The 14393-nt window shown below is 43.9% G+C and carries 14 protein-coding genes and 2 pseudogenes; 11 read left to right on the top strand and 5 right to left on the bottom strand.

The genetic code is table 11. The annotated features are described in order from the left end of the window. The first annotated feature begins 105 nt into the window (after positions 1-105). Positions 106-1986 (top strand): ATP-dependent DNA helicase, encoded by a 1881-nt coding sequence (locus Q0C29_RS10180; protein WP_292000555.1) that lies wholly within the window; start codon positions 106-108, stop codon positions 1984-1986. A gap of 19 nt (positions 1987-2005) precedes the next feature. Here the strand turns inward: Q0C29_RS10180 and Q0C29_RS10175 are convergent, their stop codons facing one another. Both Q0C29_RS10175 and Q0C29_RS10170 read right to left on the bottom strand, forming a co-directional pair. Next, positions 2006-2569: a hypothetical protein gene (locus Q0C29_RS10175; RefSeq protein ID WP_292000554.1), complete on the bottom strand. Its 564-nt coding sequence runs from the start codon at positions 2567-2569 to the stop codon at positions 2006-2008. Further along, positions 2559-2921, bottom strand: coding sequence for a hypothetical protein (locus Q0C29_RS10170; RefSeq protein WP_292000553.1), 363 nt, complete (start codon positions 2919-2921; stop codon positions 2559-2561). Before Q0C29_RS10170 ends, Q0C29_RS10175 begins: the two co-directional genes overlap by 11 nt. 63 nt (positions 2922-2984) lie before the next feature. Between Q0C29_RS10170 and Q0C29_RS10165 the strand changes: the two genes are divergently transcribed. From Q0C29_RS10165 to Q0C29_RS10145, 5 genes and pseudogenes are all read left to right on the top strand, one after another. Next, entirely contained in the window at positions 2985-3911 is a 927-nt protein-coding gene (locus tag Q0C29_RS10165) for a substrate-binding domain-containing protein (protein WP_292000552.1), read from the top strand. An 83-nt stretch (positions 3912-3994) separates the two neighbouring features. Further along, positions 3995-4426 carry a CBS domain-containing protein gene (locus Q0C29_RS10160; RefSeq protein WP_292000551.1) on the top strand — a complete coding sequence of 144 codons (432 nt, stop codon included), beginning with the start codon at positions 3995-3997 and terminating at the stop codon, positions 4424-4426. Between the two features lie 31 nt (positions 4427-4457). After that, positions 4458-5147, top strand: a complete 690-nt coding sequence (locus Q0C29_RS10155) for a ribosome biogenesis protein (protein ID WP_292000550.1) — start codon at positions 4458-4460, stop codon at positions 5145-5147. 321 nt (positions 5148-5468) lie between these two features. Beyond that, positions 5469-6011 (top strand): annotated as a pseudogene (locus tag Q0C29_RS10150) (PaREP1 family protein). A 174-nt stretch (positions 6012-6185) separates the two neighbouring features. Further along, positions 6186-6368 (top strand): hypothetical protein, encoded by a 183-nt coding sequence (locus tag Q0C29_RS10145; protein ID WP_292000548.1) that lies wholly within the window; start codon positions 6186-6188, stop codon positions 6366-6368. Positions 6369-6417: 49 nt separating this feature from the next. Here Q0C29_RS10145 and acnA read toward each other — a convergent pair whose 3' ends face one another. Further along, on the bottom strand, positions 6418-9102 hold the full coding sequence (gene acnA, locus Q0C29_RS10140) for an aconitate hydratase AcnA (RefSeq protein WP_292000547.1): 2685 nt from the start codon (positions 9100-9102) through the stop codon (positions 6418-6420). A 174-nt stretch (positions 9103-9276) separates the two neighbouring features. On the opposite strand from acnA, the gene Q0C29_RS10135 reads away from it, so the two are divergent. The 4 genes from Q0C29_RS10135 (at position 9277) to Q0C29_RS10120 (ending at position 12749) form a co-directional block, all read left to right on the top strand. Next, entirely contained in the window at positions 9277-10047 is a 771-nt protein-coding gene (locus Q0C29_RS10135) for a hypothetical protein (RefSeq protein ID WP_292000546.1), read from the top strand. A 127-nt stretch (positions 10048-10174) separates the two neighbouring features. Then, on the top strand, positions 10175-11077 hold the full coding sequence (locus Q0C29_RS10130; RefSeq protein WP_292000545.1) for a RimK family alpha-L-glutamate ligase: 903 nt from the start codon (positions 10175-10177) through the stop codon (positions 11075-11077). A gap of 607 nt (positions 11078-11684) precedes the next feature. Then, positions 11685-12365: a UMP kinase gene (gene pyrH, locus Q0C29_RS10125; RefSeq protein WP_292000544.1), complete on the top strand. Its 681-nt coding sequence runs from the start codon at positions 11685-11687 to the stop codon at positions 12363-12365. 129 nt (positions 12366-12494) lie between these two features. Further along, the gene (locus Q0C29_RS10120) at positions 12495-12749 is read left to right on the top strand and encodes a hypothetical protein (protein WP_291767426.1); all 255 of its coding nucleotides are present in this window, start codon (positions 12495-12497) and stop codon (positions 12747-12749) included. A gap of 48 nt (positions 12750-12797) precedes the next feature. Here the strand turns inward: Q0C29_RS10120 and Q0C29_RS10115 are convergent. Continuing rightward, a pseudogene (locus tag Q0C29_RS10115) lies at positions 12798-13164 on the bottom strand (hypothetical protein). A 101-nt stretch (positions 13165-13265) separates the two neighbouring features. Between Q0C29_RS10115 and Q0C29_RS10110 the strand changes: the two are divergent. Then, positions 13266-13520 (top strand): SelT/SelW/SelH family protein, encoded by a 255-nt coding sequence (locus Q0C29_RS10110; RefSeq protein WP_292000542.1) that lies wholly within the window; start codon positions 13266-13268, stop codon positions 13518-13520. On the opposite strand, the gene Q0C29_RS10105 is transcribed toward Q0C29_RS10110, so the two are convergent. Further along, entirely contained in the window at positions 13517-14341 is an 825-nt protein-coding gene (locus Q0C29_RS10105) for a ketopantoate reductase family protein (protein WP_292000541.1), read from the bottom strand. The genes Q0C29_RS10110 and Q0C29_RS10105 overlap by 4 nt on opposite strands. Between the last annotated feature and the right edge of the window lie 52 nt (positions 14342-14393).

Here is a 14393-nt window from a genome sequence, read left to right as displayed (position 1 = left end):
CTAAAACCGTAATGTACTAATAATGAGGTAAGGGTTATAGCTTCATCAAGATTAAGGCACTGAGCCATAGGTTTTTAAAGCGTGCAGCGTCTCAATGCTGGTCTAATGATTAATACTAAGGTGAGTAGGTACTTACCGTACGTGGGTTGGAGGCCTCTTCAAGCTAAGATTGCCGACTTCATATACAGTAATTTAGGGGAGGGTAGGGGTGTTGTGATTGAGGCACCCACTGGTGTGGGTAAGACTGCAGCTGCCTTGGCCGCGGCCTTAGCCTATAGTGAGGGTGAGCCTATTAAGGTTATTTACATGATTAGGACTAATAACCAGGCAATAGCCCCAATGAGGGAGTTGAGTAAGTTACTTAAGGTTAAGGGGCTCTTCATACCCTACGTCCTAGTTAGGAATAGGGCGAGGATGTGTTGCATATCATCAACGTCCAAGTTACCCTATAGGGACTTCCTAATGGAGTGTAATTACCTTAAGAGGACTGGGGAATGTAGGTATTATATTAAGTTGAGGGAGAGTGGAATTGACCATAGCCTATTCATGGATACTGTGGCTGGGTTGGAATCACCAGGTGAGTACGTTAAGTCAATATGTAAGCTTGGCGTATGCCCATATGATGCCTCAAGGATGCTCATCAGCGATGCAAAGTTAATAATCCTATCCTACTACTACTTATTCTCCCTAAACGCCCCTGAGGTTGTTGACCTAGACCTTAAGTCATCGATACTAATCATTGATGAGGCGCACAACCTCCCCTACGCAGTACTGGATCTAAACACCCAATACCTCACCGAGGCCATGGTTAAGGCCGCGGTAGTTGATGTTAGGAGGTTCGTAAGCGACATTAACGTTAAAGCGGGGGCATTAAGGGCATTAGCATCAATAAGGGCCCTCTTCAGGGACCTCTTCATAGGCGTTACCGAGCAGGGTGAGCGTAGGGTTGACTCAACCAAGGTCTTGGAGTACTTCAATGACGTTGATTACTTAAGTGAAGCCTCTGGTGAGGTTTTAGCCAGTAAAAGGAGTAGGGGTATTCTTCTGGCTGGTACACCCTTAAGTGACATAATTGATTTCTACAAGTCAGTGGTTAAGATGCCTAAGGATAAGGCCCTCTTCCTATCTATTGGTAATGATGGTAGGGCCATTGTAAGCAGGTTAATGGATCCATCGGTAGCAGCCTCTGGGGTTTTGAATAATGCCCATAGTTTCATAGTCATGAGTGGTACAATGCCCCCTACGAGGCTCTTCACAAGCCTACTGGGTGTTAAGGTTAAGGTTAGTGAGTTAAGGATTGGATTAACCGAGTACGTTAAGTCCTCTAACGTTAAGGCTGTGGTTTACGGTGAAGTAACCACAAAGTATACTGAAAGGAGTGAGGAACAGTACAGTAGGATTGCGCAGGCATTGATAAGTGTTTATGATGCCGTGAACCACAGTGTTCTAGCAGTCTTCCCATCATACGACACGCTTAAGGCCACTAGGAAGTACATTAAGCATGGGGTTGACTTAGTGGTTGAAATAGGTACAACAACCATAGAGGATGTGTTAGGGTCGATTAAAGTTAACCCACATAAGTTAATACTGGCGGTTGCCGGAGGTAAGCTTGTTGAGGGTATTGAGTTCAGGTTCAATGACATCAACTACATAGATGCAGTGGCAATAATTGGTGTACCTTACCCTGAGCCGAATGATTTCATGAATGGGTTAGTTGATGTTGTTAAGTCTAGGGCCAACTACGATGATGCGTGGCACGCAGTCTACACTTGGCAAGCCTTAGTTAAGGTTAAGCAGGCCATAGGTAGGGGGCTTAGGTCCGATAAGGATAGGGTCTTTATAATACTCATGGATTATAGGTTCAAGGATAATCCAATAATATGGAGGGAAATGACGAATTACTTACCTAACATTGAGGTTACCTCAAGTGAGGAGGAACTCGTAAGAATGCTTAAGGAGTTCACCAGTAATAACCTTAGCAAGTAGCATTAACCAGGCATTATGTCTAGTCATTAATCCTACTTAAGCAGGCTGAGGGGCTGAGCCTAACACCAAGGCACTCATCCTTAACCTCAACAAGTAACACATCCCTCTTATGCTCAATGAGGAACCTAACCATTGCGCTTGCTAACTTAAACCTAGAGTTAAGCCAAACTAGCCTACTCACCAATTTACTACTAGACACTAGTATAGGTGTACTTAAACCCCTGCCACCCCTGGATAACACTACTATGGGCCTATTGAAGGAGCTTAAGGCCCAGAGGGCTTCAGCATAGGTTTCCGGGCTTAAGTAGGGTTGACTCCCCCTAATCAGCATTATGGGTGGTTTTACGTTAACCTCAATGCATGCCTTCAGTAATCCCCTGGATGATACGTAGTTGTAGTCAACGTAGGTTGCTAAGGCCACTAACCCAGGGATTCTAGCACCCTTCAGTGGGCCACAGAACACTACATTATTTAACCCAGCCTTAGTTAGGCTGCGTTCCATGTAGCCTATTACCTTACCTAGTAATTCACCATCATTAACTGGTGGTATAACCACTATTGCAGTGACCATGCTAATGCCCACTTAGCCTCTCAAGCATTGCTATTATGCTTGAGTAGAGGACCTCCCACTGGGTTATGGGTGTTACATTAACGTTGCTTAGGTCTGAGCCTGGTTCAGTAATGTAAATCTTCACGTTACGCTGCCTCAATATGCGGTAGGATGGGTAGCATACTGAGCCATGAGCTGCAATAACCACGTTAGCGCCAAGCTCCACACACCTCTTAGCCACCGTGGGCCTTTTACTTGGGCTGAGTAGCGCTGGGTTATCCTCAACGTGTATTATATTCCTACTAGTGTCCATTAGTATGAGCTTCGTAGCCTTAGAGAAGACCTCAACCCTGTAGTCATCATTAACGGTAGTGCACACTATCATCAGGGAGGGATTGAGCTTGGATTTATAAACACTGCATTAGTTTATTTAAAATCAAGAGCAGTAATGAGTAATAGGACTGTTAGGTTTAGGGGTGTTGACGTTAGGATTGAGGTCATTGAATTACTCAGCTTAATAAGGAAGCATGGTTCATTAAGTAAGGCGGCTAAACTACTCAACATACCCTACTCCACAGCCTTCAGGATGATTAAGGAGACTGAAGCCACCTTATCGGAAGCCCTAATAGAGGGCGTTAGAGGTGGTTCCAGGGGTGGGTACAGTAGGTTAACTAGGCTTGGGGAGGAGCTTCTACTAACCTTCAATGAAGGTGGCTTAGAGGGTGGGTTGACCGTGGCGAGTAGCCATGATGAACTCCTCTCCTACATCCTAGATGATCACGCCCAGGTGACTTGGGTTGGTTCAATGAATGGCTTATCAATGCTCCTGGTTAATAAGGCCCAGGTGGCTGGGATACACTTATCGTCGATATATGGCAGCAACCTTAAGCTACTCAGCATGTTAGGTGTACTAGATGATGTTGCATTAGTGAGGGGTTACGTTAGGGTTATTGGAATTGGGTATAGTGGGGGGTTAGGTTCATTGAGCCTAAGGGACATTGCTGAGAGAATTAGGAGAGGTGAGTTAACCATGGTTAAGAGGAATCCTGGTTCAGGAACTAGGCTGCTTAGTGAACTATGGCTTAGGAGAATGGGTGTGCTTAACCCGAGGTCACTTAATGTTGTTGCCTGGACTCACGATGACGTGGCCAAGGCAATACTCAGGGGTGAGGCGGACTATGGTTTCATAACCCAGTACCATGCGGAGAAGTGGGGCTTAAACTTCATTAAGGTTATTCAGGAGGACTTCGATATAGTGGTTAGGAGGGATTCAATTAATGAGGCTGAGGGTCTCCTTAAGGAATTGAGGAGGTTGAGGGGACTTAACGTTAAGGGTTATGTAATCAATAGTGATGTTGGTGAAATTATTGCGTAATTAACGTGAGTAACATAATTAATTACTGTCTCTATATTAACTACTAGGGGTTAAGTTTAAAAACAATAAAATATAATACTATCATGAAGGCCTCAGAGCTAATAACCCGCAAAAGCCCAGTAGTGATTAAGGTTGGTTCCCCAGTTATGGACGCTGTGAGACTTATGGCTGAGAACAACGTGGGCCTAGTAGTCATAGTTGATTCACCTGAGAACAAGAGGGTTTTGGGTGTGATTAGTGAGAGGGATGTTATCAGGGCGTTAGCCAAGGGGGTTGATGTGAGTAAGGCCACTGTGGAGCAGGTGGGGACAATGGGCAACATAGTATCAGTTAAGTACTACGATTACATAACCACTGTGGCTCAATTAATGAATGAGAGGCAGGTTAGGCACGTGGTGGTTGTTGATGATAACAACAGGGTTATTAGCGTAATATCTATTAGGGATCTATTAAGAGAAAAGGAAGTTGTTAATGCACTAGCTAAAATCCGCCCCCACCCACCGGTTAGGGAATAAGTTAAATTAGTAACGTCTCCTTCAAGCATTAATGGTACTAGCGCTTAATCTCATGCTTGTTGACGCAGCCCTGGAGCCAATACCCATTGAGTTGAGGAATGATGAAGCAGTAATTAGGGTAGCGAGGAGGTTAGGCAGGGATCCAGACCACATGCCCCTGGATAAGGCACTCCACTTCAGAGCCATGGGTAGGCTCAGGAATAAGGAAGTTAGGGGTAGGCCGGATATAGTCCACAAGTTCCTCCTAGATTCATTAAACAGCCTACTGGCAGCCAAGGGAATGCTAACGGTTCACATACATACAATAAACGGTAAAGTAATAGAGGTGGCTCCAGGGGAGAGGCCCCCTCAAAACTACATAAACTTCCTTGGCCTAATGGAGCAGCTATTCAAGTACGGCTCAGTACCACCAGGCGGTAAGTGGTTGCTTAGGATCGTTGATACTACGTTGGCTGAGTTAGTTAAATCCATGAATGCGCCATTAACAATACTGCTGGAGAGGGATGGTGAACCCATAAGGATCCTTGAACTGGCGGACCTATTAACCAGAAACAGTGGTGTAGTAGTCATGGTTAGTGGAATACCCAGAGGAAGCGTAAGTAGTGAGGTCAGGATGCTTGCAGACAGGGTCTATAGCTTAGCTAATGGAGAACCATTAACCACAAGTCACGTGGTAAACTTGGTTTTGGCAGCTATGGAGATTAAGATTGGGCTAGTTTAATTCATGAATACTTTCTTCCCATTAGTAAGATTAAGAGATCAACAAATACTACTTAATTCATTAACCTAGTCATCTTAATTATTATAACATTAACCTAATGTAATAGGAGCTATGGCTTATTCCGCCTTAGAAGGTAATCTTTGAACATTGTCTTCATCTCCGTATTAGTGTAGTTTTCTTTTTTGTGATTTATTATCTTCACTCCTGCTATCCATTCAATAGTAGGCCATAGAGATCATTAGTTAGAGGTAAGTAAACTTAACTAGTAGCGATTTTAGCTAAACTAGGCAATACTTTATTAATTTAAAACAGTTATTATGCATAGAGATTAGTTACCTCGATTACAGGAGGGATCCCAAGGCGTATGTATATGCTAAAGTGCTTGACGGCCTAGTTGAGGCCAGGTTAGCCCTTGAGATGCTGAATAAGGATCTACTTCAAAACGCCTCAGCTAAGGTCATCATGAGCAGTAAGTCCATTATTAGTTCATTAATTGTTAAGAATATTGATAAGATAGTTGAGGGTAAGGATACTAGGGAAAGGGATTGGTACGAGAATGTGGGCTACTCAGCATCAACCACTGGACTCATAGGAATATCTAGGGATTTAAGGAAACTAGGCATTGATGTGAAGCTCATTGTAAGGATGGTGCTCTCCCTGCATAGATTCTCATACAATGGCCTAGACCCAAACCTTGTTGATTACAGGAACCTAAACGAGGTTAAGGAGGACTTAGTGGAGGTGCTTAAGTAGATATCAAATGTAAAGGATTTATTTAGGGATATTTGGGATGAGGAATTAGAGAATGAGGCTAGCGAATTAAGGGAATTAATCAACGCGAATCCGCCTCACCACAGCATGTGAAGTAATCGCATAAGGCATATTCACTAATGCTTATTCAATTACTCTCAACAGGAGGCAATAGGGTTCTAAGTCAATAAGGTGATTACTGATATTGAGTTCAATTCACATAGCCTTAGACCCAGGCGCAGTTAAGTCTAGTTGAGATACATTATATTGTAGAGTTAACGCTAATAAATGGCGAGGAAATTACCAATAGGGGAAACGCTATCTACTAAGGGAACTGTGGATAAATTAGTGTCAATAGTGAGGAGGATGGTGCCTGAGCATGGTAGGAGTACCTATGGTGAACCTGAACGGGTATCTAAAGGGGCTGTGGGCATAATGGATGTTGTATTAAAGAGCCCCGGGCTTAATTAGATAGGTGCATTAACTTACATTGATTTTAGGGTGCTTTGGGCCTAGGCCTTCATTTAATGTAACCCGCCAGCTTCCTAAGCATGTACGGTAGGATTCCACCATGCCTATAGTACTCAACCTCAACCTCATTATCAAGCCTAGCTACGGCTTCAACCTCCTTAACGCTTCCATCAGACTTAGTTATCCTTATTGTCAGCTTCTTCCTTGGTTCAAGTCCCTCCTCAATGCCAATAATGTCCACAGTCTCATTACCCGTTAAGCCCAGGTTCTTCCAGCTAACACCCTCAGGTAGTTGAATTGGCAACACACCCATGTCCACTAGGTTACTTCTGTGGATTCTCTCAAAGCTCTCAGCGATGACTGCCTTGACGCCAAGGAGTAACGTTGCCTTAGCTGCCCAATCCCTACTACTCCCTGAACCATACTGCTTACCAGCAAAGACAACTAGTGGAATCCCCTCACTCTGGTATTGGACTGCCGCATCGTAAACAGTCATTACTTTACCATCAGGCCAATGCACAGTGTATCCACCGTCCCTATTAACCATGAGGTTCCTGAGCTTAATGTTACTGAAGCCTCCCCTAACCATGACCTCGTGGTTACCCCTCCTGGAGCCGTACGTGTTGAACTCCTCTGGCTTAACCCCCCTCTCCATGAGGTATTTGGCTGCTGGGCTATCTAATGGTATTGAGCCTGCTGGGGAAATGTGGTCAGTGGTTATCTTATCTCCGAGGAGTAGCAGTATCCTAGCGCCCTTAATATCCCTCAGTGGCGCAGGTTCCGGGGCCACATTATCGAAGAATGGTGGTTTCCTTATGTAGGTTGATGACGGGTCCCACTGGTAAAGTACACCACTGGGTGCCTTAAGCCCCTCCCAGAATTCATCACCCTTGTACACATCCTCGTATTTCCTCCTGAACATTTCAGGAACTATCGTGTTCCTGATTATTGAATTAATCTCACTTACACTTGGCCATACATCCCGTAGGTAGACTGGCCTGCCATTAGGGTCATAACCAAGTGGTTCATTATCGAAGTCAATATCCACCCTACCAGCTAAGGCGTAGGCAACTACGAGCATTGGTGATGCTAAGTAGGCTGCCTTAACCAGTGGGTGTATCCTACCCTCATAGTTCCTATTACCGCTTAAGACCGCAACTGTGTAGATGTCATTCTCCCTAATAGCCTTAGCTATGGGTTCAGGTAATGGACCAGTATTACCTATGCACACTGTGCAACCGTACCCAGTCACGTGGAAGCCTAGGGCCTCTAGGTAAGGCATTAATCCTGCTGTTGTTAAGTAATCTGTAACAACCCTTGAACCTGGGGCTAGGCTAGTCTTAACCCAGGGCTTGGTCCTAAGGCCCTTCTCCACTGCCTTCTTGGCTATTAAGCCCGCCCCAATGAGTACTGTTGGGTTACTGGTATTAGTGCAGCTTGTTATTGCAGCTATAACAACAGCGCCGTCGCTTAACCTAACGTTTTCATCATTAAGGTTAACCAGGGTGCTTTTCTTTCCACCCCTACTGTTGGCGTATTCATCAATAAGCTTAGACACCGTTGCCTTAGCCGCCTTAAGGGGTATCTTCTCATCAGGGTTCCTTGGCCCAGCTATTGCTGGTTCAACCTCACTTAAGTCAAACTGGTAACTCTCACTGAACATGGGTTCATAATCCTCAGTGTAGAATAAGCCCACGTGCCTCAGGTACTCCTCAACAAGCTTAACGTGAGCCTCGTCCCTACCTGTTAACCTAAGGTAGCTTAGGGTTAATTCATCCACTGGGAATAAGCCAGTGGTTGCACCGTACTCTGGGGCCATATTGGACACGGTAGCCCTATCCCAGGCAGGTAGAGCCTTAATTCCTGGACCATAGTACTCAACTATCTTACCCACCACGTTCCTCTTCCTTAGGAATTCAGTAATGTTGAGGACAATATCGGTTGCAGTAACACCTTCCCTGGGCTCACCCACTAACCTAACCCCAACCACCTGGGGTACTGTTATGTAGTGGGGTTGACCAAGCATGACGGCCTCAGCCTCAATACCACCCACACCCCAGCCTAGTACACCAATGCCACTTACCATGGTTGTGTGGCTATCTGTACCAAGCACAGTATCTGGGTAAGCTGAGGCATTGTTCTGGCTAACGAAAACCACCTTGGCCAAGTACTCTATATTGACTTGGTGTATTATGCCTCTACCAGGGGGTACCACCTTGAAGTTGTTGAAGGCTGATTGAGCCCACTTAAGGAAGACGTACCTCTCCCTATTCCTCTCAAACTCAAGCTTCATGTTTAACCTTAAGGCATCAGCCGCACCAAAGTAGTCAACCTGAACAGAGTGGTCAATAACCAGGTCCACTGGGATTAGTGGGTTAACTAACCTAGGGTCCTTACCCAGCTTAGCTACTGCATCCCTCATTGCGGCTAAGTCAGCTACAAGTGGGACACCGGTGAAGTCCTGTAGTATCAACCTGGCGGGTATGAAGGGTATTTCCTTAGGGTACTGGGCCTTAGGATCCCACTTGAGCAGGGACTCCACGTCCTCAGCCTTAACAACCTTATCATCGTAATTCCTAACCACACTCTCCAGAAGTATCCTAATGCTTATGGGTAGTTTAGAAACCCTAAACCCTATTTCCTCGAACTTACTTATGTTCCAGATGCTTAATTTACCGATTGGTGAACTCCACTGCTCCTTAATATGCTCAAGGTCCTTAGCGCTGATGCTCATAGGGGCCTTAGCCTTAGGTACTTAAAAAATTACTGGCCCTAAGGTTGATTCAACAGTAAACTAATTGAAATTCTCCAGGCAATCGGCACTAGGTGATTAGTGACCTTATTCATTATTTTCACGCTCCCAGTACCTTAAGTAATACTTATTGATTAACCCAGGGTAATCAGCATAATGAACTCCACACGGAGGGTAAGGCACATGGATAGTGGGGCGGTTTCAGTATTAGCCACTACATACGTTTTATCATTAATATCCTTAATAATGCTTAATGCCTCATTCAATCCACTTAAGGCTACGTTAGTGTTCATGCTTATGCTGTTTAATGCCTTAAGCCTAACAAAGGTTCATTTAAGATTAATATCAAGGCCAAGGCCACTTGACTACGCGCTACTCATCATTAATGCACTACCTTACTCCTACCTACTCTACATTAAGTACGGGTTACTGTGGGTTACACCCTCAATTGGCTTACTTCTAATTTTCGTAATTGAGACCCTTAGGGGGAAGGGTAGGGGTGCGGTGGCTAATGTAGCTGGTACAGTACTTATGGCTTCTGTTTACTTACCCTGGTACATAATGATGGGTGGTTCACTTCATCCTGTGGTTTTCTACATTGACATAGTTTGGTTAACTTACCACGCCTTCTCATCAACGTACGTTGAAGGCAAGTTACCCTTCAGGTTAATTAAGCCCTGGGTCTCCTCATTGGTTTGGTTCACGTCACTAGTATTAGTGACTTACGTAGTAATAGGTTACCTTGACGCCAGTGTTTACTACTTCATACCGCTTATTGAACCCACCATAAGGGCCATACATGCCCTATGGGAGGATAAGCTTAATCCTAGTGAAGTTAGGTTAAGGATTAGGAGGATAGGGTGGGGTGGTCTTGCTGAATCCTTACTGCTTCTACTACTCCTGGTGCTAATTCCTCCTACAGCTTAAGGCCTTGTTACCCTTAGGGTAATGAACACAGTAGAGCCATTGCTCCTTAAACCCTTGCTTAGGTTTACCATGGTCTTAAAGTTTCATGGTATTAATGTTTATAATTCGAAGGAATCCAGGTTTAAGTATGGATATAGGCATAATTAGGCCGTATGAGGTTGAGTTTAATCAACCTGATATTGAGGACCTTGAACAAGCCGTGAGGGAATTTGGCCATAGGGTTAAGAGGGTTTACGTTAACATGGCTAGCGTTAGGTTAAGTAAGGGCAGTGTAAGTGTTTACCAGGCTATAGGGAGGGGTGTCAGGGAACCTGTCTCAATTGATGGTGGTGTGCTTAGGCACCTTGGTCTCATTAGGGACTTTGAACAGCTACTTCATAGGGTTTGGGTCGTGAGGGCTATTGAAAGCATGGGGGTTTACGTGGTTAATAGTGCAATGAATTGGCTAGTAGCCAGTGATAAGTTAGCGGCATTAATGATACTTGCTAAGAATGGCTTACCGGTTCCTGAAACTGAGTCGAGTGAAAACATGTTCATGGCGTATGACGCAGTGAAGAGGTTTAATGAGGCGGTTATCAAGGAGTTAAGGGGTTCAATGGGCTATGGGGTATTTAAGGTGAATGACCCTGACGTAGCAATGAACATATTCAGCTACCTGCTTAACTTCAGTAAACCAATGTATGTTCAAAAGTTCCTGGAGAAGAAGGGGAATGGGGACTATAGGGTAGTGGTTGTGGGTGGTCAGGTAATTGGTTCAATATTCAGGAGGGGAATAGGGTGGAAGAGTAATGTTGCCCAGGGCGCTAAGCCTGAAGCCGTCAACCCCAGCAGCGAGTTATCGGAATTAGCCGTAAAAACCTGCGAGGTTCTAGGCCTTGGCTACGCTGGGGTTGATGTGGCTGAAACCAATGAAGGATACTTCATACTTGAGGTTAATCCATCAATGTCCTGGCAAGGCTTTAAGGAAGCCACAGGAATAAACCCAGCGAGGCACATAATTAAGCATGTTATTGATAATGTTAAAAAGTGAATTAACGCCCATTCGGTTTCTAAACTATTAACCTTAAAGCTAGGGGCCGCTTCATCATTCCTGGTGCAAGATTTAATCACTAAGTATACTGAATGATACATCTGGTATTGGAGGTTAGCAGTAATGCCAAGCAGAATGGTGCTTATCTTCACTAAAAGTTGAGGTGATCGAAGGGATAGGAGATGGGTATGAAGGAAAAAAGCTGAGTTTATTTGTTTTTAATTAGGATTGGGTGATTACTTCTTCTGCTGTCCACCCTCCTTCTTCTCTTCTGTGGTCTTCTTCTTCTTCGCCACCTAAACCACCGGCTATGCTTAATCCACAGCGCTGAGATTTAAAAGTAACCTTTGCTTTTCTTGGTAGAATCTATGTGAGTGAAAACTCTTTCGATCATTAGTCTCCTCATTAATTTATTTACTACGGATGGTTGATTAATGGTGGGTAGTAATGTGAGTTCAAGGTGATTTCAACATAGGATTATCAGCTAGGATGGTGTGAAAAAGTCTCTAAATCTAAATACAGTACTCCTGCAATTTTACCAAAGTAAAGTAATCATCAGCATTATGGTTCATGAGAGCTTAAAAAGCGTTCCCTTAATTCAGCATTAATGGGAATAGTGATTAAACTAACGGGTAGGGTGTTCAATAGTGAGGAGTTAGTAAGTAAGTATGCTGATATTATAGCGGAGGAGGCAGGTAAGGGAGTTGTGGTGGTGACTGGGGGTGGTGATGTAGCTAGGAGGTACATTGAAATGGCTAGAAAGTTAACTGGACGGGAGGCTGCAGCCGACATGTTAGGCATTTGGGCAAGTAGGTTAAACGCGCTACTAATGATGTATACACTACTGGCTAGGGGTGTTAACGTTTACTTAAGCATACCTGAAACCCTTCAGGAGCTTGGTAGAGCATATTCATCATCCAAGGTCATTGTAATGGGTGGGTTGCAGCCTGGTCAATCAACAACAATGGTATCAGTACTAGCGGCTGAGTACTTAGGCATAGGCACAGTGGTGAATTGCTCCAACATTGATGCCCTCTACACTGATGATCCATCTAAAAACCCCAATGCTGTTAAGATTGGGAGAGCTAAGTTAAGTGAAGTTGAGGGTATATTAAGTAGGGAGGGTGTTAGGTCATTTGCAGGAACCTATGAGCTTATAGATGAATGGGCGTTACAAATAATGAAGAGGAGTAACGTATCAATGGTAATATTAGATAGCAGGGATCCAGGGAAGTTAATTAAGTACTTAAGATACGGCACCATTGATGGAACATTAATAACACCTTGAATTAAGTATGCTTAAAAAACCATCTGGGAAAGGTATTTTAAGCCTCAGCTACTGAAAAGGTGGAGGTGGTTAAGCCTGTCGTATGAGGAGGACTTAAGCGAATTCGAGATTGAACAGAAGAAGAAAACCATGGGTAATAACCCCAAGCAGAAGTGGATAAATAGGATAGTAGCCTCCATACAGCGTTACTACAAGAAGTGCCCGCACTACGATTTTAAGACTGGAACATGCCTAATAATGGATAGTGATAACCCAAAGTGCCCAAGGGATGGTAGGTATGAGGGTTGCCCAATATTAGAGGAGTTTCTAGGTAAAAAGTACGATTACTATAAGGCTAAGGGAATTAACCCACCCTATGACTTCAGGGACTTGGCATTAGCGTAGGTTAGTAAATAGTGAACCTAAGCCTATAGTTAATTCCCTCTAGGTTTATTAAAAAACTAAGATTAAGTACCCGTTATTTATGAACATTGATAAATCAGCATGATGATCCTCATCACCGATTAACCTAATCCTAATCGCACTTAACTTATCCTTGAATATTTAAGTGAGGTGGTGAGGCGCAGTATCCACAGGCCCCATATATTACTCCCTCATTCTGGGCAGTCTCATACGCAGGCCTTAAACCCTTATAGGGGCTGTCGGCTATGGGTATCTTAGAGCCTAGTCCATCAAAGTAGACCACTACATCATGCCCTAGTCGTTTAAGCTGGACAGCGTAATGCAAGGCATGGGCAGCCTTAATCGCCTCCGAGAGGTCCTCAGGGTTGCATAGTATTATAAAGGCATATTTACCCATGTATCATGAATGTTTAAAAATGGTATTTAAGGGTTTTTCAGAATTCACTGAAGAGTTACCTAGAGCTAATGCCTTATTTACCCTTATGCCGGGCCTATCGAATGGTTAGTGTAAGGGTAGTTTATTGTCGGCCTTGCGGATACCTAGATAGGGCTATTAAATTAGCCAAAGACGTACTGAGCGAATTAGGTTACGCTGGCGTGATGGTTACCTTAGTACCTGGCAGCAATGGAGTATTCGATGTGTATGTTGATGATAAACTCGTGTTCTCTAGGCATGAGGAAAAGAGGTTCCCTGAATCAAGCGAAATAATAGGCATAATCAAAGCCACGGTAACCCTAGCAAAACCAACCTAGGATATTTCCATGGCCTTTATGAGTTTAAACATTAATTTATTGTAGGGAGCCTCAACGCCGAGTTCTTCACCCTTATTAACGAAGACACCATTTAAGTAATCCACTTCAGTGGGCTTGTGGTTGATTATGTCCTGGTACATTGATGAGTAATGTTCCCTAGCTGACTCAGCGACTCTAATTAACTCCTCATGAGGATCAGTTGGCATTGTAATACCCATTGCATCAGTGACCCTAATACACTCATTAATTATACTATCCGCTATCCACCTTGCTTGCGCATTATCAATAACTGCACCAACCTTAGTCTTAAGAATTGCGGTAATTGGATTAATGGCTGAATTAACCATAGCCTTAAGCCACCTATACGGTTCCACATTATTAACAAGCCTAATTACCATGCCGCCTTCTGTTAATAAGTTGGCTAGTTCATGAAGTTCCTTAGGCATGATTACGTTACCTTTAACTACTAATGTTGAATCACCATTCCTATATGCTCCATAAGTTACCACGGCACTGTAGCCTAAGCCTAAATTAGCCTTAACAAGCTCTAACCCACCAATACCATTTTGAAAGACTACTGGTATACCTTTAATCTTGCTGATAATGGATGCAGTGTCATAAGCCTTAACCGCCACTAGGGTATACTTAACGTTCCCTGGGAGGTAATTCACTACCTTAACTTTCACTTGATGCTTATTGCCATTGAACTCCACTGTACAATGTTCCCTTCCCTTAGTCAATACATATGGTATGTGACCTGCCTTGTTAAGGAAATACGCTAACATGGATCCCACCGAGCCATAACCAATTATCCCAATCATGCTCAGTGCGAATGGTAATACCTTATTTTAAAGAAATAATACGGTGAATAAT

Origin of the sequence: Caldivirga sp., assembly GCF_023256255.1 — an archaeon.
Lineage (GTDB): Archaea > Thermoproteota > Thermoprotei > Thermoproteales > Thermocladiaceae > Caldivirga.
The sequence above is the reverse complement of the archived record's forward strand: the minus strand, read 5'-3'. Positions and strand labels throughout refer to the sequence as shown.

What these genes read in the sequence shown, in the direction of transcription:
- Q0C29_RS10135 (WP_292000546.1), top strand. Translation starts at nt 9,277, where the DNA reads ATGAACTCCACACGGAGGGTAAGGCACATGGATAGTGGGGCGGTTTCA.
- Q0C29_RS10165 (WP_292000552.1), top strand. Translation starts at nt 2,985, where the DNA reads ATGAGTAATAGGACTGTTAGGTTTAGGGGTGTTGACGTTAGGATTGAG.
- Q0C29_RS10170 (WP_292000553.1), bottom strand. Translation starts at nt 2,921, where the DNA reads ATGATAGTGTGCACTACCGTTAATGATGACTACAGGGTTGAGGTCTTC.
- Q0C29_RS10160 (WP_292000551.1), top strand. Translation starts at nt 3,995, where the DNA reads ATGAAGGCCTCAGAGCTAATAACCCGCAAAAGCCCAGTAGTGATTAAG.
- pyrH (WP_292000544.1), top strand. Translation starts at nt 11,685, where the DNA reads ATGGGAATAGTGATTAAACTAACGGGTAGGGTGTTCAATAGTGAGGAG.
- Q0C29_RS10105 (WP_292000541.1), bottom strand. Translation starts at nt 14,341, where the DNA reads ATGATTGGGATAATTGGTTATGGCTCGGTGGGATCCATGTTAGCGTAT.
- acnA (WP_292000547.1), bottom strand. Translation starts at nt 9,102, where the DNA reads ATGAGCATCAGCGCTAAGGACCTTGAGCATATTAAGGAGCAGTGGAGT.
- Q0C29_RS10110 (WP_292000542.1), top strand. Translation starts at nt 13,266, where the DNA reads ATGGTTAGTGTAAGGGTAGTTTATTGTCGGCCTTGCGGATACCTAGAT.
- Q0C29_RS10180 (WP_292000555.1), top strand. Translation starts at nt 106, where the DNA reads ATGATTAATACTAAGGTGAGTAGGTACTTACCGTACGTGGGTTGGAGG.
- Q0C29_RS10155 (WP_292000550.1), top strand. Translation starts at nt 4,458, where the DNA reads ATGGTACTAGCGCTTAATCTCATGCTTGTTGACGCAGCCCTGGAGCCA.
- Q0C29_RS10145 (WP_292000548.1), top strand. Translation starts at nt 6,186, where the DNA reads ATGGCGAGGAAATTACCAATAGGGGAAACGCTATCTACTAAGGGAACT.
- Q0C29_RS10120 (WP_291767426.1), top strand. Translation starts at nt 12,495, where the DNA reads ATGGGTAATAACCCCAAGCAGAAGTGGATAAATAGGATAGTAGCCTCC.
- Q0C29_RS10130 (WP_292000545.1), top strand. Translation starts at nt 10,175, where the DNA reads ATGGATATAGGCATAATTAGGCCGTATGAGGTTGAGTTTAATCAACCT.